This window comes from Collimonas silvisoli (assembly GCF_018305005.1).
Lineage (GTDB): Bacteria > Pseudomonadota > Gammaproteobacteria > Burkholderiales > Burkholderiaceae_D > Collimonas > Collimonas silvisoli.
This window is the reverse complement of sequence record NZ_JAGQEG010000006.1, coordinates 62,191-83,093: the sequence shown is the minus strand read 5'-3', so window position 1 is coordinate 83,093 and position 20,903 is coordinate 62,191. Positions and strand designations below refer to the sequence as shown.

The following is a 20,903-nucleotide window of genomic DNA, read 5'->3' as shown; positions in this document are numbered from 1 at the left end:
CTCAACTCTGCGATGCCTTCGGCAGCAAGCCGTTGGCGATCACTTCGCCGAAAGGCCCTGTCAGCGCCGGCTCGCCGGACGCTGCGCGTCCTTTGCCCAGCAACGGGAAAACCAGCTCGGCAAAACGGTAAGACTCCTCCAGATGCGGATAGCCGGAGAGAATGAATGTGTCTATGCCCAATGCGGCATATTCCTGCATCCGCTCAGCCACGGTTTCAGCATCGCCGACCAGCGCCGTGCCAGCGCCGCCGCGCACCAGGCCGACCCCGGCCCACAGATTGGGCGACACTTCCAGCTTGTCGCGGCGGCCGCCATGCAAGGCCGCCATGCGCCGCTGTCCTTCCGAGTCCATCTTGGAAAATGCCGCCTGCGCCCGCGCAATCACATCGTCATCGACATGGCTGATCAAATCCTCGGCCGCGGCCCATGCCGCCTGATTGGTCTCCCGCACGATCACATGCAAGCGGATCCCGAAGCGCACGGTGCGCCCATGTTTAGCGGCACGGGCACGGATATCGGCAATTTTTTCTGCGACTGCGGCCGGCGGTTCGCCCCAGGTCAGGTAGACATCAACCTGTTCTGCCGCCAGTTCATGCGCCGGCTCCGAGGAGCCGCCGAAATATAAAGGCGGATACGGTTTCTGCACCGGCGGATAAAGGGTCTTCGCACCCTTGACCTTGATGTGCTTGCCGATGAAGTTGTAGCCGCCATCGCCGCCTTCGCCGGACAAGGCAGCGCGCCAGACATTGAGGAATTCCGAAGATATTTCATAACGCTCGGCGTGCTCCGCAAACAAGCCGTCGGCTTCCAGTTCCGCCTGATCGCCGCCGGTCACCACGTTGATCAGCAAGCGGCCGTTCGACAACCGATCGAAAGTCGACGCCATGCGAATCGCCAGACCCGGTGTACTCAAGCCCGGCCGAATCGCCACCAGGAATTTCAGGCGCTGGGTGAAGCCGAGCAAACTCGACGCGACCACCCAGGCATCTTCGCAGGAACGTCCGGTCGGCAGCAAGACGCCGTCATAACCGAGCGTGTCGGCAGCCACTGCGATCTGCTTCATGTAGTCAAAATTGACCGGACGCGCGCCTTGTGAGGTGCCGAGGTAGCGACTGTCGCCGTGGGTAGGGATAAACCAGAAAACGTTCATGACTGCTTCCGTAATGATTGATGAATGTGTCTTCACTGCTGCGCCAGCGGCGCATTCCTGGGTGACCAGACGATATCCGCTACCTTGATCGCGCGCGGAATCAGGCCGATTTCCTTGAAGCTGTCGGCAACGCGCTGTTGATCCGCCACCATCGCCGGGCTGATCACCGTGGTCGGCGACGGATTGGCGCGGCGGCTCAGGAACAGATGCACGGTGGCCAGGTTCAAGCCGCTGACATCGGCAATCAGCTGCGCCACTTCCTTGCGATTTTGCTGCACGTAGCGATCGGCCTTGGTCAGTTCATCCAGCAGGTTCAAGACCGTGCCGGGATAGTTTGCGGCAAAGCTTCTTGCCGCCAGGTAGAAGGAATTATTGTTGGACAAGCCGCGGCCGGTACTCAGGATTCGCGGTTTGAAACTCAGCTCGGCGGCGCCGTAATACGGATCCCAGATCGCCCAGGCGTCGACGCTGCCGCGTTCAAACGCAGCGCGGGCATCTGCCGGCGCCAGATAGATCGGCTGGATATCGCTCCAGGCCAGACCGGCTTTCTTCACCGCTTGCACCAGCAGGAAGTGCGCGCTCGATCCCTTTTGCAAGGCGATCCGCTTGCCCTTCAAATCCGCCAGCGTCTTGATCGCTGAAGCGGGTTGCACCAGCAGCGCAGAACTCTCCGGCTTAGGCGGCTCGGCGCCGACGTATAGCAAATCCTTGTTGGCGGCCTGGGCAAATACCGGCGGACTATCCCCGGTCAGGCCGAAATCCAGACTACCGGCGGACAAGGCTTCCAGCAGTTGCGGGCCGGCAGGAAATTCCAGCCAGACTATCTTGCTGTTCTTGAAGCGCCGCTCCAAGGTATTGCGTTGTTTCAGCACTACCAGATTGACCGCGCTTTTTTGGAAGCCGATGCGTATCTGCTCCGGTTCATTTTTATCAACCAAAGGCTGCGCCTGCAATGGACTCAACGGCAGCACGATGGTCAATAGTGGCAGCGTCAACAGCAGATGAACTCTCTGCAAGAAGCGGCGACGGATTAATGCGGTAGTCATGATGTCTGCTCTCAGGATTTGGTAGCCAGCACAGCATCGCGGGTCGATATTTTCTTGGGAATCAGCTTCAATTCATAGAAGGTATCGGCGATCTTTTGCTGTTCATCCAGCACCTTGCTGTCGATCGGTTTGTAGATGTGGGCGTAGTGCTTGAGGCCGGCTTCAATCACCTCCGGCTCCAGCCCCTGGATCGGCGCCAGTTGGGCTGCCGCTTCCTTATAATTGGCGCGTATCCACTGCCCTTCTTTGCCGGTCTCTTCCAGAATCGCATTGACTACCGCCTGATTCTTTTCCGCATACTTGCGCGCACTCAAGAAGAACTGGTGATGGCTGACGACACCGCTGCCGCTAGCCAGGACCCTGGCGTCGATCTGCTTGATGGCTGCCGTTTGAAACGGATCCCAGATCGCCCAGCCATCGACCGCACCGCGCTCGAAAGCAGCACGGGCGTCGGCCGGCGCCAGATAGATCGGCTGGAATTCGTTGTAGGCGACGCCGCCTTTCTTTAACAGGCTGATCACCAGCCAATGCACATCGGAACCCTTGTTGAAGGCGATTCTCTTGCCCTTCAGTTGCGCCAGCGACGTGATAGCCGAGTTCTTCGGCACCAGGATGCTTTCCGCTTCCGGTGTCGGGATTTCGTAGGCGCTATACACAAAGTCGGCGCCGGCCGCCTGCGCCACGATAGGCGGCGCTTCACCGACATAACCGAAATCGACGGAGCCGACATTCAAGGCTTCCAGCAATTGCGGACCGGCGGCGAACTCGGCCCATTTCACTTCGATACCCTGGGCGGCCAGACGTTTTTCCAAGGTGCCGTGGGCTTTCAGCAAGACCAGGGTGCTGGCTGCTTTTTGATAGCCAATGCGCAATACCGGTTTATCCTGCGCCTGCACCAGCTGCGGCGCGCCCACCGCAAATGCGCCGGCGGCGACCGCTGAGAGCAACGCCAGCACATGGCGTCTTGTGTGTTTGTTGGTGGTCGAGACTGTCATTGCTGGTTTCCTGAATTTTTAGACAAAGCGATCCCCTCCACCGGTGACGGCGGTTTTCGCACAACGCTGGATGGGTAAATTATTTAGTCAGCTGATTTGGCTGGTTTTCTGCTTACACGCTACATCGCACCTGTGAAAACGGAATAGGATCGAAATCGTTCGGGCTGGCCTTGCCTAGAGCCAGCAAGCTATCCGACAACTGCTGCACGCCTTCATTAATCCGCTGGAAGATATTCTGGTCCAGGCTCAACCCCTCTTGCTCCGACCATTGCACCTGCGCTTCCGTCGCATAGATGCTGGGCAGTACATGGCGCGCCGCCAGCGACGACAATACTGGCCGCAAGGCATAATCCAGCGCCAGCATGTGCGACTGGCTGCCGCCGGTGGCCAGCGGCAGCACCAGCTTGTCGGTCAGGCCGAACTGCGGCAGCAAATCGAGGAACGCCTTCAGCACGCCGCTATACGATGCCTTGTAGACCGGTGTCGCCACCACTACCGCCGTGGCTTGCGCCACTTGCGCCAGCGCGGCCTGGATCTGCGTGTTGTTGAAATCGGCCCGCAGCAGCGCATCGCCGGGCAGATCCCGCACATCCAGCTTGCTGTAACGATGTCCCAATAAAGCCAGTTTTTCACCTGTGAAATGCAATAAGCGGGTAGAACGCGATGGCGCCGACGGGCTGCCAGCCAATAACAAAATAGTCATCTGTAGCAATCTTGAAACAGCAATCTTGAAACCGCCCCGCCAGGCAGAGCGGCTGAGTCATTATGATGATTTCGATCAGCCGGTTTATTTCACGCCAGGCTGATAAATCTTGTCGAACACGCCGCCATCGCTGAAGTGGACTTTCTGCGCATTTTTCCAGCCGCCGAAAGTGTCGTCGATGGTGAACAGGCTCAGCTTCGGAAACTTGGCGGCGTACTTGGCGGCGACTTTAGGATCGATAGGACGGTAGTAATTGCGGGCAGCGATTTCCTGCCCCTCCGGCGAGTACAAATACTCCAGATAGGCTTGCGCAATCTTGCGCGTGCCGCGTTTATCGACCACCTTGTCGACTACGGCTACCGGCGGTTCAGCCAAGATGCTTAGCGATGGAAACACGGTATCGAACTTGCCTTTGCCGAATTCCGCCTCGACCAGATAAGCTTCGTTTTCCCATGACAGCAAGACGTCGCCGACACCGCGTTCGGCAAAGGTGACGGTTGAGCCTCGCGCGCCGGAATCCAGCACCGGTACGTTCTTGTACAGACGCGAGATGAATGCGCGGGCTTTGGCGTCGTCGTTATTATTCTTCTTCAGCGCATAGCCGTAGGCTGCCAGATAAGCCCAGCGCGCACCGCCGGAAGTTTTTGGATTGGCGACTACCACTGACACGCCGGGCTTGACCAGATCGTCCCAGTCCTTGATGCCTTTCGGATTACCCTTGCGCACCAGCAGCACGATGGTCGAAGTGTAGGGGGTGCTGTTATGCGGCAAGCGCTTTTGCCAGTCGGCCGGCAGCAGCTTGGCCTTTTCGGAAATCTCATCGATATCGTAGGCCAGCGCCAGGGTCACCACATCCGCTTCCAGGCCATCGATCACCGAGCGCCCCTGCTTGCCCGAGCCGCCGTGCGACGCCTTCAAGGTCAGGTTGTCGCCAGTCTTTTCTTTCCAGTATTTGGCAAAAGCCTTGTTGTACTCTTGATACAGCTCACGCGTAGGATCGTAAGAAACATTGAGCAGCGAAAAATCCGCCGCATGCACTAATTGCGCACTCTGCGCCACCAAGGCGATGGCGATAACCGACCGGACGATTTTCTTCAACATGTTCTGCTTCCCTTGTTAACGTTTTTTGTTTTGAGGAATACAGATTAATGAGGCGGCCTGGAAAACAAAACGAATTCTTTCTTCTCTCCTTATGCGGAAAACAGATATGTATGGACCGGCGCAATGAATAAGGACGGCGCTTATTCCCGCTGAATTAGCATAAAGCTCAATCTAAAGCCAACCTGCCATTCATCATTTGCGAAGCGCTGCACTAGCCTTACCCGTCGCCCCAAGATGCGCGCTGGCCGCGACCAGCAGCAGTGCGCAACCGAGGCCGGCGAAGGCCACGCTCAGGCTGCTGGCGTGCGCAACAAAACCGATCAGAGCGGGACCGGCCAGGATGCCGGCATAGCCGATGGTGGTGATGGCGGCGATCGCCAGGCTGGCCGGCATCGCCGCCTGGTTGCCGGCGGCGGTGAACAGAATAGGCACGATATTCGATGCCCCCAGGCCGACCAGCACAAAGCCGAGCAAGGCCACGCTGGCTGTCGGCGCAAACACCGTCACAAAAAAACCGCCGGCAGCGCACAAGCCGCCTAGCAGCAAGACACGCTTACCGCCGAAGCGCCTGACGATGCGGTCGCCGCTCAGACGGCCGCTGGTCATGGCGATGGCGAAGGCGGCGTAGCCGAGGCCGCCCTGGCTAGCGTCCAGTCCGCGTGCGGCGGTCAGGAACAAGGCGCTCCAGTCGAGGATAGCGCCCTCCACCAGGAACACGATAAAACACAGCACGCCGATAAAAATCACGGCGCCATGCGGCAGCACGAACAGCGTATTGCTGCCGCCTGGTTCCGGTTCACGCAGCAGGTGCGGGCTGGCCGCCGCCAATACCCCCGCCGCGATGACGGCCGCAACCAGGCTGGCCCATGGCGGGCTCAAACTGCCCCACAGCAGCAACGCCATGCCGCCGGCGCCAATAAAACCGCCGACACTGAACAGCCCGTGAAAACCGGACATGAGCGCGCCGCCGCTGGCTTTTTCCACCATTACGGCCTGGATATTCATGGCAACGTCGAGGGTGCCGATCGCGGCGCCGAACATGAACAGAGCAAGCGCCAGCTGCAACGGGCCGGCAGCCAGCGACAGGCAAGGCAGCAGCAGGCAAGCCAGGCCGCCGGCAACCAGGATCACCCGACGGCAACCCAGGCGCGCCGACAACATGCCGGTGAGCGGCATGGCGAGCAGCGAGCCGACACCCAGACATAACAGCAGCAGCCCAAGCTCTGCTTCCTCCAGCCCCAGCCGCGCCTTCACATACGGCACCAGCGGCGCCCAGGCCGCCATGGCCAGGCCTGCGGTCAGGAATGCCAGACGGGTGGCGCGGCGTTGCTTGGGGCCGATATTGTTCATGGCTGGGCTTTCAGATCAGTCAGCGTTTGCGTACAGCAGTTGCACACCTTGGCGGGCAAAACCCTCGGCCTGCTGCCTGTCGGCGTCGGGCTCTAGTACAAGATGCGTGAGATGGGCGGCAGGCAGCACCGCATAGGTTGCAGCAGTGCCGAATTTCTCGCTGGTAGCGGCCACCAGCACCGCATTGCTGATAGCTGCCAGGCTGCGTTTGAATTCGGCTTCTTCGTAGTTGAAACAGGTGACGCCGGCTTCGGCGTCGACGCCGCAGCCGCCCAGAAAGAAAATGTCGGGCCGCATGCGCTCGGCGTCGCGCAGTGCGGCGGCGCCCAGATTAGCGCCGCTGCGCCGGTCAAAGCGGCCGCCGATCATGATCAGTTCGATTGCCGGCCGCTCCTGCAACGCTAGCGCGACTGCCGCGGCGTTGGTGATGACGGTCAGCGGCAGTTCCGGCAAAGCTGCGGCAATCGCCAGGTTGGTCGAGCCGGCGTCGATGAACAGCACGCTGTCGGCGACCACCAGCGCTACCGCCGCCTGCGCCAGCCGTGCTTTGCGCTCCGGCGCTTGGGTGCGGCGTTCAGCCAGTGGCCCCGTTGCGGGAGACAGCGGCAGCGCACCGCCATACACCCGCGTGCACAAGCCGGCTGCGGCAAGATCGCGCAGATCGCGCCGGATGGTGTCTTCCGAGACGTTCAATTGCTGCGCCAGATCCAGCGCCAGCACCCGGCCGTCGGCCAGCAGGCGTTGCTGGATAAATACGTGGCGCTCTTTGAGAAGGAGATTGGTGGTGTTCATATTGACCGATATCATGCACAAACAAGTGCAAATATACACAAACGTGCAAACATCAGCAACAGTTAACCACAGAGGGCCTTCCTCTTGAGATTCAGCCTTGAGTCAGGACGGGATAGAGAATCACAGCCCAGGTAGCGACGGCAAGCACGCAAGTCAGCAACACTGCGGCGCTGCCGAAATCCTTGGCGTTCTTGGAGAGGGGATTGCGTTCCAGCGAGACCCGGTCCACTACTGCTTCAATCGCCGAATTGATCAGCTCGATGATGATGATCCAGACCAGCACCGCGATCAGCATCAGTTTCTGCAGCGCTGTCACCGGCAACAGCAAGGCGACGATGATGCCGGGAACCACGATCATCAGTTCCTGGCGGAAGGCATGCTCGTTTTTCCAGGCTGATTTGAAGCCTTCCGCCGAATAGAAAAAAGCTGAAAAAATCCTCTTGAAACCGCTGGTGCTCTTGAATTCGCTAATCTGCTGCTGCGGTGGCTGCGGCGGCTCTTGCGACTGCGGTGATTGCTTGTTTTCGCTCATGCTGTGCTGGGTTGGATGGAAACGCAGGTTTGCGCTAGCGAATTTTAACAGCCTTGCTGCGCTGCACGCTAAATGCTTTTGCTCCGATAACAAGTGCTGCGCCGGCTCGTGGCCGCACTCTAATTGACGACGATAGCAAAGCACAATTTTTCACATTATGATATAAACATTCCATTGCAATGCACCAATACACCAATGAAAACAGCCACTACCGACGACGCCGATAAAATTTCGATCCAGGTTATAGAGCGCATGATTTCGCTACTCGATACGCTGGCGCTCTACCCTGATCCGGTCAGTTTGAAAGAATTGTCGGCAGTCACCGGCTTGCATCCATCAACCGCGCACAGGATTCTCAACGACCTGGTGGTAAAGCGCTTTGTCGACCGCTCCGAACCTGGCAGTTACCGGCTTGGCATGCGCCTGCTGGAATTGGGCAATGTCGTCAAAAGCCGGCTCAATGTGCGCGAGGCGGCGCTCGATTTCATGCGCGGTTTGCATCGCAAGACTAACCAGACTGTCAACCTGTCAGTGCGCCAAAGCGATGAAATCGTCTACATCGACCGCGCGTTTTCAGAGCGCTCGGGCATGCAGGTGGTGCGCGCTATCGGCGGCCGGGCGCCGTTGCACCTGACCTCTACCGGCAAATTGTTTTTATCCATCGACGATCCGAAGATGGTGCGCGCCTACGCTACCCGTACCGGACTGGCCGGGCACAACAAGAATTCCATCACCGATCTGAGCAAGCTGGAGCGCGAGTTGAGCCTGGTGCGCGCACTGGGTTACGCGCGCGACAACGAGGAACTGGAACTGGGCGTGCGCTGCATGGCGGCAGGTATCCGCGACGATTCCGGCAAGATGGTCGCCGGCTTGTCGATCTCGGCGCCGGCCGATCGCCTGCAAGAGGAATGGGTGGAGGACTTGATCAGCACCGCAAATCAGATTTCCGCGGTGCTGGGATATACATCGCAACAGTAATCACAGCGCCGAAGCAAGGCATAAAAAAAACAGAGTTTATTCATCGCGAATAAACTCTGTTTTTTTGTGCCGGATGACAATCCGGGCGACGCTCAATCCCGGATAAATCCTAGCTTTGACGGTCCGCGATTTTTACGCGCGTCAAGGTTGCAGGATGCGAATCAGCCAGCCATTTACGGACCCGGTCGGCGTCTGCCTGGCGCGAATATTTACCGCGCGAATCAAGGAACACCATCACGATCTGGCGGCCCTCAATCGTGGTTTGCATGACCATGCAACGCCCTGCTTCGTTAATGTATCCGGTCTTTTGCAAACCGATCTGCCACTCAGGATTTTCGACCAGGTGGTTCGATGTCGAGTATTGCAGCGGCCGGCCGCCCGGCTCCACTACATATTTGGCGTCGGTCGAATATTGGCGAATCACCGGATGCTGATAAGCCGCCATGACCAGACGCGACAAATCGCGGGCGCTGGCGACATTCAGATGCGACAAGCCGGTCGAATCGACATAGTGAGCCTCCGTCATGCCCAAAGCCTTGGCCTTGGCGTTCATGGCGGCAACGAAGGCCGGCAAGCCGCCCGGATAATTGCGGCCTAGCGCAGATGCTGCGCGATTCTCGGAACTCATCAAGGCGATGTGCAGCATGTCGGCGCGCGTCAGTTGCGAACCTATGCGCAGGCGCGAGCTGCTGTGTTTTTCGCGATCGATGTCTTCATCGGTCACGGTCAGCACTTCGTTCATATCCTGTTTCGCTTCGACCACCACCATGCTGGTCATCAGCTTGGTCAACGAAGCGATCGGCAATGCGACCTGGGAATTCTTATCCAGCAGCACTTCCGAACTGTTCTGATCCAGCACCAGCGCCACGCTGGATTTCAGTTCCAGCGGATCGTGCGTCAGATTCAATCCGGCTTGCTCGCCTGCCGATAGAACCGGCGGCAAAACAGGCACTGCCGGTGCGAATGCAACGCGTTGGAAAGTCACCTTGCGGCGGCCATGGACCATCACGACTCTCTTCACCAGCTTTTCATTTTTATTAAAAGACGCCGTATTGCTGCGGCCACGCGCAGCGATCACGGCATGTTTTCTGGCGCGGGCCTTGGCCACCGCCTTTTTGTTGGCGGAAGCGGAAGTTTTAACAGTTTTTTTGACGGTGCTGTCGCTGGTTTGAGCGGAGGCAAGAGCGGCAGGCGCGTTCGCGAGCACGAGGAAGAGTGACAAAAAAACCAATAACGCGGATTTGCCCATTTGCGGCTCCAATATGCGGCGATCTATAACTTTGTGGCAGTGTAGGCAAATCTAGGAAAATCTGCAAGAGAATTAGGGGCTTAGCGCACTAATTTAAACGAGTTTCTATGTCTTGGCGACGATTTGCGAGATAGATTTTACCGCAACTCGTCGGCCCGTTATTTTATTTAGTATCTACCACCTATACGTGACATTCAAGCAATACAGCGTCGATTACAAAAGAATAATCCGGTTGCAGGCTAAAGTAAGCCGCCACTTCCGACGGCGCACTGTCCCACAATGACTTGATCGCAGCCACTCTTTCCGGCGGGGTGCGCATCCTAGCCACCCACGTATCGAATTGCAGCGGCAACTTCCAGCTTTTATCAGCGCTCGTCGTCAAGCCGGCCTGGGTCAGCAACTGACGCCAGCTCGACAGGCTCCGATTGCGCACGTGCGAAGTATCGCGCAGCAATTCGATAGACTGGAAATAGGTGTCGGTCAAGACATCTTCGGGCGATGCGGTATCGATCACGATGCATTTGCCGCCCGGCTTCAAGACCCGCACCATTTCGGCCAGCGCCTGCGGCAGGTTTTTCCAGTGATGCGCGCTAAAGCGCGTACACACCAGATCGAAACAGGCGTCGGCAAACGGCAAATCATCGGCACTGCCCTGCTGCACGTGCAGATTTTTCAAACCACGCTCCATCGCAGCATGCTCTACCACGCCAAGCATTTCCTGCGCCAGGTCGTAGGCGGTTACCACGCCCATATGCGGTGCAATGGCAAAAGCGGCATGCCCTGCGCCGCAGCCGACGTCGAGCGCCTTGCCCCGTGGAAATTGGCTGGCAAATGCAGCCAGTTGCTGTAAATCCTCGCCTTGAGCGTGGACGGTGCTGGTCAGATAGGCGGCAGCGGTGCTGCCGAATTGTTCAGAAACCACCTTATCGTGGTTGCGTGCGACGGTCATCGGTTCTCTCCTCAAGAATGGGTAAGGGCAGTTAGAGCAGAGTCCAGTTTAATTATTTTTTATCCTGTTACAAGACTAGTGTTTATACTAGCACTACAAACAACAGGATAAACATGGACCAAGCCGGCAAACGCAAAGCACTGGGTGAATTCATCAAAACCCAGCGCACCCAGCTCCCGATAGCGGAATTACGGCTGGGCGGCAGCGCGCGCCGCCGCACACCGGGCTTGCGGCGCGAGGAAATCGCCCAGTTATGCGACATCAGCGTCACCTGGTATACCTGGATAGAACAAGGGCGCACCGTTTCGGTATCGGCGGCGGCATTGGCTAGAATCGCCGAGGCATTGCAGTTGTCGCGCGCCAAGCGCGCCTATCTGTTTGAACTGTCCGGTAAGAAAGATCCGCAGATGCAGGATGCGCTGGTCAAGGAAATCCCGGATGAAATACTGGCGATCACGGGCAGCATCAAGACCCCGGCTTATCTGCTGGATCGCCATTGGAATGCGGTAGTCTGGAACCGGGCCGCCAAGACCTTGTTCGTCGGCTGGCTGGACAAAAAAAACGCCAGCCGGAATTTGCTCGAATACACCTACTGCGCGCCCGAGGCCGCGGCCTTGATCAGCGACTGGGAACAACGCGCAAGCCGCCTGGCGGCGGAATTCCGCGCCGATTGCGGCATGCATCTGGACGAGCCGGAGATTGCCCAGCTGGTGACACGCCTGAGCGCCGCCAGCAGCGCGTTCAAGCGCGCCTGGAATCTGCATGATGTGGTTGAAAAAGAAGGCGGCGAACGCCGCTTCACTCATCCGACGCTGGGCCGGCTGGCGTATCGGCAAGTCAATCTGCGAGTGACCAACCGGCCCGAGCTGAAGCTGGTGATGTTGCTGCCACTACTGTCCATTTAGCTGCGCTTATCTTTTCATGACGAAAAACACGCCCAATATCGCCAGCGCCATGCCGACCATGCCTGGCAAACTGAAAACTTCGCCAAACATCAGCCAGGCCATCAGCGCCGTGGTCGGCGGCGTCAGGTAAAGCAAACTGGTGACGCGGGTTGCCGCACTCTTGCGTATCAGCGCAAACAACAAGAAGATCGCGCCTATCGACAAGGCCAGGATCGACCACAGCAGTGCGCCGATGAAGCGCGGCGTCCATTGCACCGTATCCAGGCCAGGCCCCAGGTGCTCGTAGAAAATCGCAAACGGCAGCAACACCGCGATCGAGGCGGCAAACTGGATGATGGTGCCGGTGCGTAAATCGAAATGCGGGCACTTGCGTTTCTGGTACAGCGTGCCAAACGTGATCGAGATCAGAGTAATTTTGGCGGCCACCACCAGCCCCACTCCGCAAATGCCAAGCAACAGGCCCAGCCATTGCCGCGGCCGCACCGATTCACCGATCAAGGGCGCGGCAAACGCCGTCAGGATAGGCTGCATGCCGACAATCAACGCCGACACGCCAGCCGGCATGCCAAGCTTGATGGCGCACCAGACCCCAGCCAGATAACCGCCTTGCAGCAAGATTCCGGCAAACGCGATATGACCGATCCGGCCTGAAGGCCAGGGGGCGCGCATGAATAACACTAAAGGCAATAAGACCAGCAGCACACCGACGAAGCGCAGCAAGAGAAACGTCAGCGGCGGCGCATATGGCAGACCGAATTTGGCCACCACGAAGCCGGTACTCCAGAGCAGCACAAACACTATCGGCATGGCCGCCAACAGGCGATGGGCTGGCCGCGATGCGGTGGGAAGGCTGGCTGAATGCATGAATTATCCGTATTGGGTAGGCAGCTGCGCAGCGCCATGCTGACGTGCGAAATGTGCCGCAAGCGCGATAGTTTGCAGATGGATCGCTACCGTGTCTTGTATATTCTTGCCGTAACCGCCGGCCATGGCGATTGCCACCGGTATCGCGTGGCGGCTGGCGGTTTCCAGCAGCATGGCGTCGCGCCGGGCCAGGCCGTCGAAACTCAGCTTCAAACGCCCTAGCCGATCGCCTTCGTGCGGATCGGCGCCGGCCAGGAAAATAATCAGCTGCGGCGAAAAACGTTCCATCATGGTTGCCAGTGCATCCTGCAATGCGCTCAGGTAAGTCGCGTCGCCGGTGCCATCCGCCAGCGCCACATCCAGATCGCTGCTCTCCTTGTCGAACGGATAATTGCGGGCGCCATGCAACGACAAGGTGAAAATCGAATCGTCGTTGGCCAGGATCGCCGCCGTGCCGTTGCCTTGATGCACATCCAGATCGACGATGGCAACCCGCTGCACCCGGCGCTCCGCCTGCATCAGCCGAGCCGCGATCGCAGCATCGTTGAAGACGCAGAAGCCGGCGCCCTGATCGGAAAATGCGTGATGGGTGCCGCCCGCCAGGTTGACCGCAATCCGCTCAGGCTCGGTCAGCGCCGCGCGACAGGCGGCAATGGTGGCGCCGGCAGAACGCCGCGAGCGCTCCACCATCTGCGGCGTCCAGGGGAAACCGATAGCCTTTTGCACACTCTGGGCCAAAGTGCCGGCGCAGACCGCGGCAATATAGTGCGGATGATGAGCCAGCGCCAGCACGCCGTCGCTGGTGCTCGGCGCCTCGTGGAAATCGATATCGCTGATGGTGGCCAGCGCTGCTTCGTGGATGAGCCGGTACTTTTGCATGGGGAAGCGATGGCCGGCCGGCAAAGGCAACACAAAATGGTCGCTGTAAAAGGCTTTCAAGATAGGCGCAGGGAATCAGATCGGGATCAAGAGTGAAAATCAGATGAAACAGTCAGTCTAACATTAGGGGACATACGCAATGGAGTGCTCAAAATAACAACAATCCAATACGCTAATACTTTGATTTCATAAGCTTTAGCTAAATTTATATAAACAATATATTGCAGCGCACAAAAATTCTCTTGACACCGTTTCAGAATAATTTACAATGAAATTGTTGCGTCGCACAATGTTCATTCAAGACCACTGGCAGACGCAATCGACGGCTAGATACTAGCCACCCCTTAGCCCTATTTATGTCGTTTTTACAGCATCGAATCCTAGGAGAAGCCATGTCTACCGTTGCAGAACAATTTTCAGCCGCCGCCAAAGCCAATTTCGAATCCAATCTGGCCCTGTTCACCGACTTCACGACTAAAGCATTTGCTGGCGTGGAAAAACTGATCGACCTGAACCTGAACGCCGCCAAGGCTTCGCTGGAAGATTCGAACGCCACCACCCAGAAATTGTTTGCCGCTAAAGATCCACAAGAATTTTTCGCGCTGAGTGCAGCGCTGGCCCAGCCGAACACCGAGAAAGCGATTGCTTACGGTCGTCATTTCGCCAGCATCGCTTCCAGCACACAAGCTGAACTGGCCAAATCGGCAGAAGCGCAAGTTGCGGAAACCAAACGTAAAGTCATCGAGTTCGTTGACCAGGCTTCCAAAAACGTGCCGCCTGGCGCAGAAGGCGCAGTTGCTTTCGTCAAATCGGCAATCGGCAGCGCCAACGCCGGTTACGAACAGTTCGCCAAGAGCACCAAGCAAGCAGTTGAAACCATCGAAAGCAATGTCAACACCGCTGTCGACCAACTGACGCAAGCTGCTACCAAGACTGCTGCTCGCTCGACCAAGAAGTAATTTGCATTTTTGTATTGCAGCAGGCCTGCTTCCTGGCATGCCTGCCTGAAATCTCCTCGGTACCCTGCAACAGCGGTATCGTTACTTACCCCGGTTCACCGGGGTATTTTTTTGCCCGGCGACTTTATTTATCCGCCGCAGGCTTGACCTGAGCCACCAGTTTCAACAACCTCTGCAGCGCCGCCTCATCCATCAGGGCCGGCAAGTCGCAAATATGCAACAGTTGCTGCTCGATATTTTTCGCTGGGCCGCCCGCCTTCAACGACGCTTGCAACACCTCTACCTGCAATTGCAAACGCTCGCGCGAAAGCGCTGGCGGACTATCGATGCCGGCCAGGATTTCAGCGCGCAGCAACTCCTGCTGCAACACAGGGCGCTGGTTTTCAAGAGTGGCGGCGTAGTTGCCGGCATTCTGCAAAGCACGTTCGAAACGCGCCGCGACGACTTTTTCAAATGCCGGCGCCAGCCGTGGCAATGCCTGCCAGCGGTTGCGCCAGTCAGATTCGATCGGGGTCTCGGCCGCGCCGATGAGCGCTTCAATTTTTTGACACAAGATCAACTTGTCGCGCAAGGCATCGGCTTGCGCCAGCGCGGCCTGGCGCCGGCTCTGCTCCAGCCGCGCTTGCAAAGCACCGAGCGCGGCCTGAAAACGTGCGTCAATTTGCGCCTGGGCAGCACGCGGCACCTGCCCGCTGCGCGCCCATTCTTGCTGGGCGTGTTGCAAAATTTTCGGCAACTCCGCCTCAGGCTGACTTAATGCGTCTTCCAGCGCAACGCATTGTTCCTCACGCAGATGCAAATTGTCGCGCCGTTCGGCATCGGCGCTGGACGCCGCCTCCTTGCGCTGGGCAAAGATGGCGTCGCAGGCACTGCGAAAACGCTGCCACAGTTCTTGCTCGTCCTGGCGCGGCAAGGGCAACGCCTTGGCTTGTTCCTGCCAGCGCTGTTGCAATTCTTTCACACGTTCGGCGGTATCGCGCTGGCTGGCAGGCAACTGCCCCGCTTCGGTAATCAGTTTTTCGCGCCGGGCAATTTCGATGCCTTGCTGCTGCGCCAGCGGCGTCAGCAAAGTTTGGATTGTCGTGGCGAAACTGCTATCGAGTGTCTTTTTTTCGCTACGATTGATCGGCCCCAGGTTCTTCCACGCCTGCTGCTTTTGCTGGCAAAACTGGGCGATGGCTTTCCAATCGGGCGTCGCCCCCGCCTCTGCCGACAACGCTGCCTGCGCATATTGCTGCACCTCATCGATCAACGCGCGAGCGCTGACTTGATTGACTTGACGCTGTTCAGCCTGCTGCTGGAAATGCGCCGCGACTGGCGCATAGGCGTTAGTGCAAGCCGCGTCAAATCCTTCCCACAGGATTTTCGGCGCCGGCCCGGAACTGCCATCCAAGGACTTCCAGTGCGCTCGCAGACTGCCGATTTTTTTTGCCAGTTCGGCCGGCGCCAGTGCTTGTTCCGACAACTCCTGAGCCGCCTTGGTCAATTCTTCGCGTGAAACGTTACCGCCCCAGCGCGCCCAGCCTTGCAGCCGGCTCAGTTCGCCGCGCGCCTGCAGCAGACGGCTGCTCTGCTCGGCGCTCGGCTTGTGCTGCTTGAAATCGATGGCCCGCAACATTTTGTCGAAATCCATCGCCACTTGCAGCGCGCCGTCTTCCAGGGCTTTTTCAAGACCATCCAGGGCTTCAGCGATTTGAGGGCGCTCGCTGGCCTCGGCGGTTGCTGCCGGAGTCCGGATTTTTTCCGGTTTGCCGATCACCACTGCATGTTGCTTTAACAGCGCCTGATAGCGCTGCTCCAGGCCGTCGTCAAGCAATGCCGCTGGCAATCTGGGCAATCCCGACCAGGCGGCTTTCAACGTCTCCGGATGCAGCGCCGCGGTCGCCGCTTCCCAGTTTGCCAACAGATCGCTGCGTGCCTGTAAAGCGGTTTGATGCTGCTGCAAATCGGATAGCAGTTTGCGCAGCGCTTGCGCTTCCTGCGCGAACTCGGTCGCCAGATGGCGCGGCAAGGTTTGCGCCTCGGCATGGCTGGTGCAGGTGGCCATCTGTAATTCCAGTGCGTCCAGATCCGGCAGACTTTGCGGCTCGGCTGCCATCGACGCTTTGATCTGCAGATGCAATGTGCGCGCACTGCTCAGCAAGCCGATGGCGCTGCGTTGCAAGTCGGCCTGGGCCGCCAGACGCTCGGCCAGCGCCGCGCGCAACCGGGTAAATTGCTGCTGCAATTCGGCCGGTACGTTCTTGGCGTCCCAGCCACGGTCGAGCTCGGCAACCTGGTTCGGCATCAGCTGCTGCTCTTGCAGCAAGCGCTGCGCCTGCGCCACAGATGCGGCCGCTTTGTTGGCAATCTGCTGTTGCTGACGATCACTGTCGAGCCGGCCTTGGATCAGTTTGGCAACCCGCCGGTCCGTATTGCGGCATGCTTGCAGCACTTGTTCCAAGGCCGGGCGCGAGTGCACCTGTTGTGCCGCACACAGACGCGCATCGGCAAACGTGGATTGCAGAATGAACGCTACTGCTGCAGCTTCATCGGTCAAGGCCTGTGCTTGCAGCAGCGCTTGCTGTCTGGCTTGATCCGATATTTGCCTGGCTTCGGCGCGCTGTGCCGCCTGGGGAGCAACTGGAACCGCTTGCGGCGCATTGCGGTCGGTACGGTCTGCGCGCTTGAAAAGAAATCCGAACATGTGATAGCAATCAGATAGAAGCGGATGGCCGCTAATCGCTAGCGGCAAACGCGGTTGGTTAATGAGGTCAATGCGTATGAGGTCAATGCGTAGGGTAGAAAGCGGCTCGGCTCAGCGTCACGCCGGCCGGTAATCCGCCTTTAACTGATCCAGGCCGGACAGCATTTTCTTGAACGCTGCAGCACTCTGCACCGGTTCGCCTTTGACACCGAGATCGATGTGACGCCGGGTGTCAGCGTCGCCAACATGCGGCAGGCTGAATACCTTGACCAGAGGGAACTCCGCCTCGATGGCTTCCATCAATGGCGTCAGCGCCGACTCCATGGCTTCGAACACCAGCACCGATTGTTCCAGTTGCGGATTCTGATGGAATTTGTCGGCGTAATAAGTATCCAGCACCCACTCGAACATAGGCCAGGCCATCACCGGAAAACCCGGCGCAAAATAGTGCGCCCCCGCGCCCTGGTGCGGCACCGAAAAACCGGGGATCTTGTTATACGGGTTGGGAATGATGGCGGCGCCCTGCGGAAACTCCCCCATCTTCAGCCGATGCAGGTTATCTGGCGTGTCGTAGTCCAGCGGGAGTCCGGCCTCGCGCGCGGTATCGGCGATCCGTTCGCGGATTTTCTCGCGTGCCTGCGGATGCAACACCAGCGGCACGCCAAGCGCCGCCGCCGCACATTGACGCGTATGGTCGTCTGGCGTGGCGCCGATGCCGCCGGTACAAAACACGATGTCGTCGCTGTCGAAAGTACGTTTCAGAGTCGCCGTGATACGGACCGGATCGTCGCCTATGTATTCTGCCCAATCCAGGCTTAAGCCGCGGGAAGTGAGCATTTCCAGTATTTTCGGGAAGTGCTTATCGGTGCGCCTGCCTGACAGGATTTCGTCGCCGATGATGATAAGTCCGATTGCCATGGGGATCGCCGTTTAGCTGAGGATGAATGGAAGTGATGGCAGAAAGATGATAAAAATAATAACGCTATTGCATTCTATGCAGATCTTAACTCCGAAACTTTACCGGCGCATGCAAGCTAATCCGGCCACGAAGTCTCCGATGCCTCGGACAACTGATGGATCACCGGGCTGCCGCTGCGTTCAGCCATGATGATAGCAGCCTCGGCAGCCGCCCGATATTTGGCCAGCGCCGCCAGGCAATAATACTCAAACCACAAGCCGGTAAACACAAATACCAGCACATACAGCCAGATAGAGCCGGCCGCCAGCAATGGAAAAATCACCAGCCACAAGGCGCCGCCCAGCCACAATATGGTCGGCGCAGCGCCCATGGCGCCGGCAATCACGCCGATCAGCAATAGCGGCCAGCGGTGAATCCGCAGCAGCGCCCGCATTTCGTCTTTGTCTGCATGCGCCGCCAGTGCTTCGTAGGCGAACACCCGATATGTCAGCCAGCCCCACAATACCAGCGGCACCAGGAAGGCGAACGGCGGGATCAGCCAGAGCGGCAAAGTCACCAGCCACAATACGCAGAACAGCAGGAAAGCGGAAAACGAAGTCCAGATGCTGCCAAGCAGCGAGCCGCCTTTGCGTTGCTCCAGATTGGGGAAGTGACGGCGGCCGACATGGCGCGCAGTGGCCGGCAAGGCAAACGCGCCGACGAACAGCAAGGCGGTCAGGATCATCAGCGGCAGCAAGGCCCACAACGCCAGCCAGGGCACGATGACGGTTTTGAGTGCGCCCAGGCCCAGCCAGCTGGGGACATAGTTGGCAATTCCCCAGCCATCGTTGCCGGCAAAATAATTCTTTTGCAGCCAGTCGATCATCGGCTGCAAACCCCACCACAGGGCCAGCCCCCAGATCACGACCGATAATGCAAACGGCAGGAAAGTCAGCATCAGCATGCGGTAATGCAGCTGCGACAATAAAGCCCGGCCGAAGGCTAGCAGTACCGGGCGCATCAGCGGGACGGCTTTCTGGCAAATTCGACCATGCGCTTCAGGCCCAGCCACTGTTGCGACCAGAAACCGCGGCCGTAGTCGCGCGCCGGCCTGCCTGCTGTCGGCAGCTGGTCGCGCACGCCGGTAAGTTCGAAGGTCTGGCCGAAATGCGCGCTGCGAAACAAGATATCCCAGAACGCAAACAGCACGCCGAAATTATGACCGCCCAGAGTACCCCTGCCCTTGCTCTCATGGCCGATGCCGATCGCATGGTGCCAGCGATGAAAACGCGGCGAGACCACGATGGCGTCGCCCAGGCGGCCAAAGTGAATCCGCACATTGGCGTGTTGCAGGCTTTGCAGCATGCGGGTAACCGATACCAGCAGCACATATTGTGCCGGCTCGACCCCAATCGCCAGCGCCACCACGGCCATGACGACGTCATGGATCAAGCCGTCGAGCAGGTGATTGCGATCGTCGCTCCACAGATTCATGTTCTGCTGGCTGTGATGCAGGCTGTGCAAACCCCACAACCAGCCGAAACCATGCTGCGCGCGGTGATACCAGTATTCGCACAGATCGAGCACCAGCAGATACATCAGGAAGGTGATCAGCGGCCGGTCGGTAATCCCGGGCAACAGGTTATCCAGATTGAACGGGTTGATTCCCTGCAGATGCAACAGCTCGGTGATTTTTGCCGTCAGCGGATCGACCAGGAAAAACACCAGCACCGAAAAAGCGCCGAGGCGATACAGCACGGTATAAATGAAATCGGTCCAGCGCGCGCGGCGGTCGGTAAAGCTATGCACCGGGATCACGGCTTCCAGCGGCCGCAGGATAAGAAACAGGACGATCAATTCGCAGACGCCAATCAAGAACCATTCGGTGCCGTCGAAGGCGTCTTCCAGATATTCGCTGAAACCGGCATGGAACATGAGCGGTTGCACCAGGGACTGAAACAGCCACGCCTGGACGCTGGCAAACCAATCTGCCAAAGTATCTGTCATGGCGCGCTTCCAGCCTTATTTCCTGTCTTATTTCCTGCCTTCGTGTCGGCGACCGGTCCTTTCAAGTTGCCTTTGTAGGCTGGATGGTCGCGCAGCGTGGCAAAACAAAAGCCTTTTTTCTCCAGGCCGCTGATCAGCGGCTCCAGCACTGCCGGCGCCCAAGGATCTTTACGCGACCAGATCCCCAGATGCGCCATGACGATATCACCGTCCTTGAGATTTTTCAGCGTGCGCTCCAGCAGCATCTGATTCGGCCATTTATCGCTGGGCAACTCGTCACCCGAGAAACCGGCTGCGGCCCACGCCACGTGCCGGTAGCCGCAAGCTTCTCCTGCTGCCAGCGTATGCGGCGTCAGATGGCCGCCGGGCGTACGCCAGAAGTGATCGATATGGGCGCCGGTCAGGGTTTGGAAGCGTTGGTCAACCCGATTCAGTTCGTCGCAATACTCCTGCGGCGTCCAGGCCAGCAGTTTGCCGGCGTTGGCGCCGAACTGCGGCTTCACTTCGATCTTGCCGTCGGCCAGGTCGCGCTTGGCGTAAACATGGTCGAAAGTATGGCTGCCGAAGGCATGGCCGTCAGCCACCAGGGTTTTCCAGAACGGCGCCCAGGATGGATCCAGGGTGTAATCGCCATTCACGGTTTTTTCATTGGCCATGAAAAAAGTGGCCTTGATGTGATGCCGTCTCAGGGTTTGGGCGATGTACTCGGCTTGCGACTGGCTGCCGGTATCGAAGCTCAGGTAGATGGTGCCGCTGCATGCTTTGGACGGCTGCGGCTGTGCAAACGCCAGCGTCGCCGGCGCCAGCGTTGCCAGCGCCACTGCGGCTGCCAGCAAATTACGCCTGCTTGCGGGAAACAT

General features: G+C 58.5%; 20 protein-coding genes. 3 read left to right on the top strand and 17 right to left on the bottom strand.

Annotation, left to right across the window (positions count from 1 at the left end; translation table 11 throughout):
• Window position 1: 1 nt before the first annotated feature.
• The 8 genes from ssuD to KHU33_RS02665 all read right to left on the bottom strand — a co-directional run bounded on the left by ssuD (window position 2) and on the right by KHU33_RS02665 (window position 7,669).
• Window positions 2-1,150 (bottom strand): FMNH2-dependent alkanesulfonate monooxygenase, encoded by a 1,149-nt coding sequence (gene ssuD / locus KHU33_RS02700; RefSeq protein WP_211460968.1) that lies wholly within the window; start codon window positions 1,148-1,150, stop codon window positions 2-4.
• Window positions 1,151-1,182: 32 nt separating this feature from the next.
• The gene (locus KHU33_RS02695) at window positions 1,183-2,196 is read right to left on the bottom strand and encodes a sulfonate ABC transporter substrate-binding protein (protein WP_211460967.1); all 1,014 of its coding nucleotides are present in this window, start codon (window positions 2,194-2,196) and stop codon (window positions 1,183-1,185) included.
• 11 nt (window positions 2,197-2,207) lie between these two features.
• Window positions 2,208-3,191: a sulfonate ABC transporter substrate-binding protein gene (locus KHU33_RS02690; RefSeq protein WP_211460966.1), complete on the bottom strand. Its 984-nt coding sequence runs from the start codon at window positions 3,189-3,191 to the stop codon at window positions 2,208-2,210.
• A gap of 112 nt (window positions 3,192-3,303) precedes the next feature.
• Entirely contained in the window at window positions 3,304-3,894 is a 591-nt protein-coding gene (gene ssuE, locus KHU33_RS02685; RefSeq protein ID WP_211460965.1) for an NADPH-dependent FMN reductase, read from the bottom strand.
• Between the two features lie 84 nt (window positions 3,895-3,978).
• On the bottom strand, window positions 3,979-4,995 hold the full coding sequence (locus KHU33_RS02680; RefSeq protein ID WP_211460964.1) for a sulfate ABC transporter substrate-binding protein: 1,017 nt from the start codon (window positions 4,993-4,995) through the stop codon (window positions 3,979-3,981).
• A 192-nt stretch (window positions 4,996-5,187) separates the two neighbouring features.
• Window positions 5,188-6,345 (bottom strand): MFS transporter, encoded by a 1,158-nt coding sequence (locus KHU33_RS02675; protein ID WP_211460963.1) that lies wholly within the window; start codon window positions 6,343-6,345, stop codon window positions 5,188-5,190.
• A gap of 15 nt (window positions 6,346-6,360) precedes the next feature.
• A complete protein-coding gene (locus KHU33_RS02670) occupies window positions 6,361-7,137 on the bottom strand; it encodes a DeoR/GlpR family DNA-binding transcription regulator (protein WP_211460962.1) in 777 nt (258 codons plus the stop codon).
• A gap of 91 nt (window positions 7,138-7,228) precedes the next feature.
• A complete protein-coding gene (locus KHU33_RS02665; protein WP_211460961.1) occupies window positions 7,229-7,669 on the bottom strand; it encodes a diacylglycerol kinase in 441 nt (146 codons plus the stop codon).
• Window positions 7,670-7,864: 195 nt separating this feature from the next.
• Here KHU33_RS02665 and KHU33_RS02660 point away from each other — a divergent pair, with 195 nt between their 5' ends.
• A complete protein-coding gene (locus tag KHU33_RS02660) occupies window positions 7,865-8,647 on the top strand; it encodes an IclR family transcriptional regulator (RefSeq protein ID WP_211460960.1) in 783 nt (260 codons plus the stop codon).
• Window positions 8,648-8,756: 109 nt separating this feature from the next.
• On the opposite strand, the gene pbpG is transcribed toward KHU33_RS02660, so the two are convergent.
• Both pbpG and KHU33_RS02650 read right to left on the bottom strand, forming a co-directional pair.
• Complete coding sequence (gene pbpG / locus KHU33_RS02655) at window positions 8,757-9,896, bottom strand: D-alanyl-D-alanine endopeptidase (RefSeq protein WP_211460959.1); 1,140 nt, start codon at window positions 9,894-9,896, stop codon at window positions 8,757-8,759.
• A gap of 181 nt (window positions 9,897-10,077) precedes the next feature.
• Window positions 10,078-10,845: a class I SAM-dependent methyltransferase gene (locus KHU33_RS02650; RefSeq protein ID WP_211460958.1), complete on the bottom strand. Its 768-nt coding sequence runs from the start codon at window positions 10,843-10,845 to the stop codon at window positions 10,078-10,080.
• A 113-nt stretch (window positions 10,846-10,958) separates the two neighbouring features.
• On the opposite strand from KHU33_RS02650, the gene KHU33_RS02645 reads away from it, so the two are divergent.
• Window positions 10,959-11,750: a helix-turn-helix transcriptional regulator gene (locus KHU33_RS02645; protein ID WP_211460957.1), complete on the top strand. Its 792-nt coding sequence runs from the start codon at window positions 10,959-10,961 to the stop codon at window positions 11,748-11,750.
• 6 nt (window positions 11,751-11,756) lie between these two features.
• Here KHU33_RS02645 and KHU33_RS02640 read toward each other — a convergent pair whose 3' ends face one another.
• Together KHU33_RS02640 and KHU33_RS02635 are read right to left on the bottom strand one after the other, a co-directional pair.
• Window positions 11,757-12,614: a DMT family transporter gene (locus tag KHU33_RS02640; RefSeq protein ID WP_211460956.1), complete on the bottom strand. Its 858-nt coding sequence runs from the start codon at window positions 12,612-12,614 to the stop codon at window positions 11,757-11,759.
• A gap of 3 nt (window positions 12,615-12,617) precedes the next feature.
• Complete coding sequence (locus tag KHU33_RS02635) at window positions 12,618-13,553, bottom strand: histone deacetylase family protein (protein WP_211460955.1); 936 nt, start codon at window positions 13,551-13,553, stop codon at window positions 12,618-12,620.
• A 332-nt stretch (window positions 13,554-13,885) separates the two neighbouring features.
• On the opposite strand from KHU33_RS02635, the gene KHU33_RS02630 reads away from it, so the two are divergent.
• Window positions 13,886-14,452: a phasin family protein gene (locus tag KHU33_RS02630; RefSeq protein WP_211460954.1), complete on the top strand. Its 567-nt coding sequence runs from the start codon at window positions 13,886-13,888 to the stop codon at window positions 14,450-14,452.
• A gap of 124 nt (window positions 14,453-14,576) precedes the next feature.
• Here the strand turns inward: KHU33_RS02630 and KHU33_RS02625 are convergent, their stop codons facing one another.
• The 5 genes from KHU33_RS02625 to KHU33_RS02605 form a co-directional block, all read right to left on the bottom strand.
• A complete protein-coding gene (locus KHU33_RS02625) occupies window positions 14,577-17,138 on the bottom strand; it encodes a DUF349 domain-containing protein (RefSeq protein ID WP_211460953.1) in 2,562 nt (853 codons plus the stop codon).
• Window positions 17,139-17,255: 117 nt separating this feature from the next.
• Window positions 17,256-18,056: a competence/damage-inducible protein A gene (locus KHU33_RS02620; RefSeq protein ID WP_211460952.1), complete on the bottom strand. Its 801-nt coding sequence runs from the start codon at window positions 18,054-18,056 to the stop codon at window positions 17,256-17,258.
• A gap of 116 nt (window positions 18,057-18,172) precedes the next feature.
• On the bottom strand, window positions 18,173-19,057 hold the full coding sequence (locus KHU33_RS02615; protein ID WP_211460951.1) for an EI24 domain-containing protein: 885 nt from the start codon (window positions 19,055-19,057) through the stop codon (window positions 18,173-18,175).
• Window positions 19,057-20,043 carry a sterol desaturase family protein gene (locus KHU33_RS02610; protein WP_211460950.1) on the bottom strand — a complete coding sequence of 329 codons (987 nt, stop codon included), beginning with the start codon at window positions 20,041-20,043 and terminating at the stop codon, window positions 19,057-19,059. The genes KHU33_RS02615 and KHU33_RS02610 overlap by 1 nt, the downstream gene beginning before the upstream one ends.
• Window positions 20,040-20,903, bottom strand: coding sequence for a polysaccharide deacetylase family protein (locus KHU33_RS02605; RefSeq protein ID WP_407928237.1), 864 nt, complete (start codon window positions 20,901-20,903; stop codon window positions 20,040-20,042). Before KHU33_RS02605 ends, KHU33_RS02610 begins: the two co-directional genes overlap by 4 nt.

Coding starts and splice junctions, on each gene's coding strand:
- KHU33_RS02625 (WP_211460953.1), bottom strand. CDS start 17,138: ATGTTCGGATTTCTTTTCAAGCGCGCAGACCGTACCGACCGCAATGCG.
- KHU33_RS02615 (WP_211460951.1), bottom strand. CDS start 19,057: ATGCGCCCGGTACTGCTAGCCTTCGGCCGGGCTTTATTGTCGCAGCTG.
- ssuE (WP_211460965.1), bottom strand. CDS start 3,894: ATGACTATTTTGTTATTGGCTGGCAGCCCGTCGGCGCCATCGCGTTCT.
- KHU33_RS02680 (WP_211460964.1), bottom strand. CDS start 4,995: ATGTTGAAGAAAATCGTCCGGTCGGTTATCGCCATCGCCTTGGTGGCG.
- KHU33_RS02640 (WP_211460956.1), bottom strand. CDS start 12,614: ATGCATTCAGCCAGCCTTCCCACCGCATCGCGGCCAGCCCATCGCCTG.
- KHU33_RS02620 (WP_211460952.1), bottom strand. CDS start 18,056: ATGGCAATCGGACTTATCATCATCGGCGACGAAATCCTGTCAGGCAGG.
- KHU33_RS02610 (WP_211460950.1), bottom strand. CDS start 20,043: ATGACAGATACTTTGGCAGATTGGTTTGCCAGCGTCCAGGCGTGGCTG.
- KHU33_RS02690 (WP_211460966.1), bottom strand. CDS start 3,191: ATGACAGTCTCGACCACCAACAAACACACAAGACGCCATGTGCTGGCG.
- KHU33_RS02670 (WP_211460962.1), bottom strand. CDS start 7,137: ATGAACACCACCAATCTCCTTCTCAAAGAGCGCCACGTATTTATCCAG.
- KHU33_RS02645 (WP_211460957.1), top strand. CDS start 10,959: ATGGACCAAGCCGGCAAACGCAAAGCACTGGGTGAATTCATCAAAACC.
- KHU33_RS02660 (WP_211460960.1), top strand. CDS start 7,865: ATGAAAACAGCCACTACCGACGACGCCGATAAAATTTCGATCCAGGTT.
- KHU33_RS02675 (WP_211460963.1), bottom strand. CDS start 6,345: ATGAACAATATCGGCCCCAAGCAACGCCGCGCCACCCGTCTGGCATTC.
- KHU33_RS02605 (WP_407928237.1), bottom strand. CDS start 20,903: ATGTTTCCCGCAAGCAGGCGTAATTTGCTGGCAGCCGCAGTGGCGCTG.
- KHU33_RS02665 (WP_211460961.1), bottom strand. CDS start 7,669: ATGAGCGAAAACAAGCAATCACCGCAGTCGCAAGAGCCGCCGCAGCCA.
- KHU33_RS02650 (WP_211460958.1), bottom strand. CDS start 10,845: ATGACCGTCGCACGCAACCACGATAAGGTGGTTTCTGAACAATTCGGC.
- ssuD (WP_211460968.1), bottom strand. CDS start 1,150: ATGAACGTTTTCTGGTTTATCCCTACCCACGGCGACAGTCGCTACCTC.
- KHU33_RS02630 (WP_211460954.1), top strand. CDS start 13,886: ATGTCTACCGTTGCAGAACAATTTTCAGCCGCCGCCAAAGCCAATTTC.
- pbpG (WP_211460959.1), bottom strand. CDS start 9,896: ATGGGCAAATCCGCGTTATTGGTTTTTTTGTCACTCTTCCTCGTGCTC.
- KHU33_RS02695 (WP_211460967.1), bottom strand. CDS start 2,196: ATGACTACCGCATTAATCCGTCGCCGCTTCTTGCAGAGAGTTCATCTG.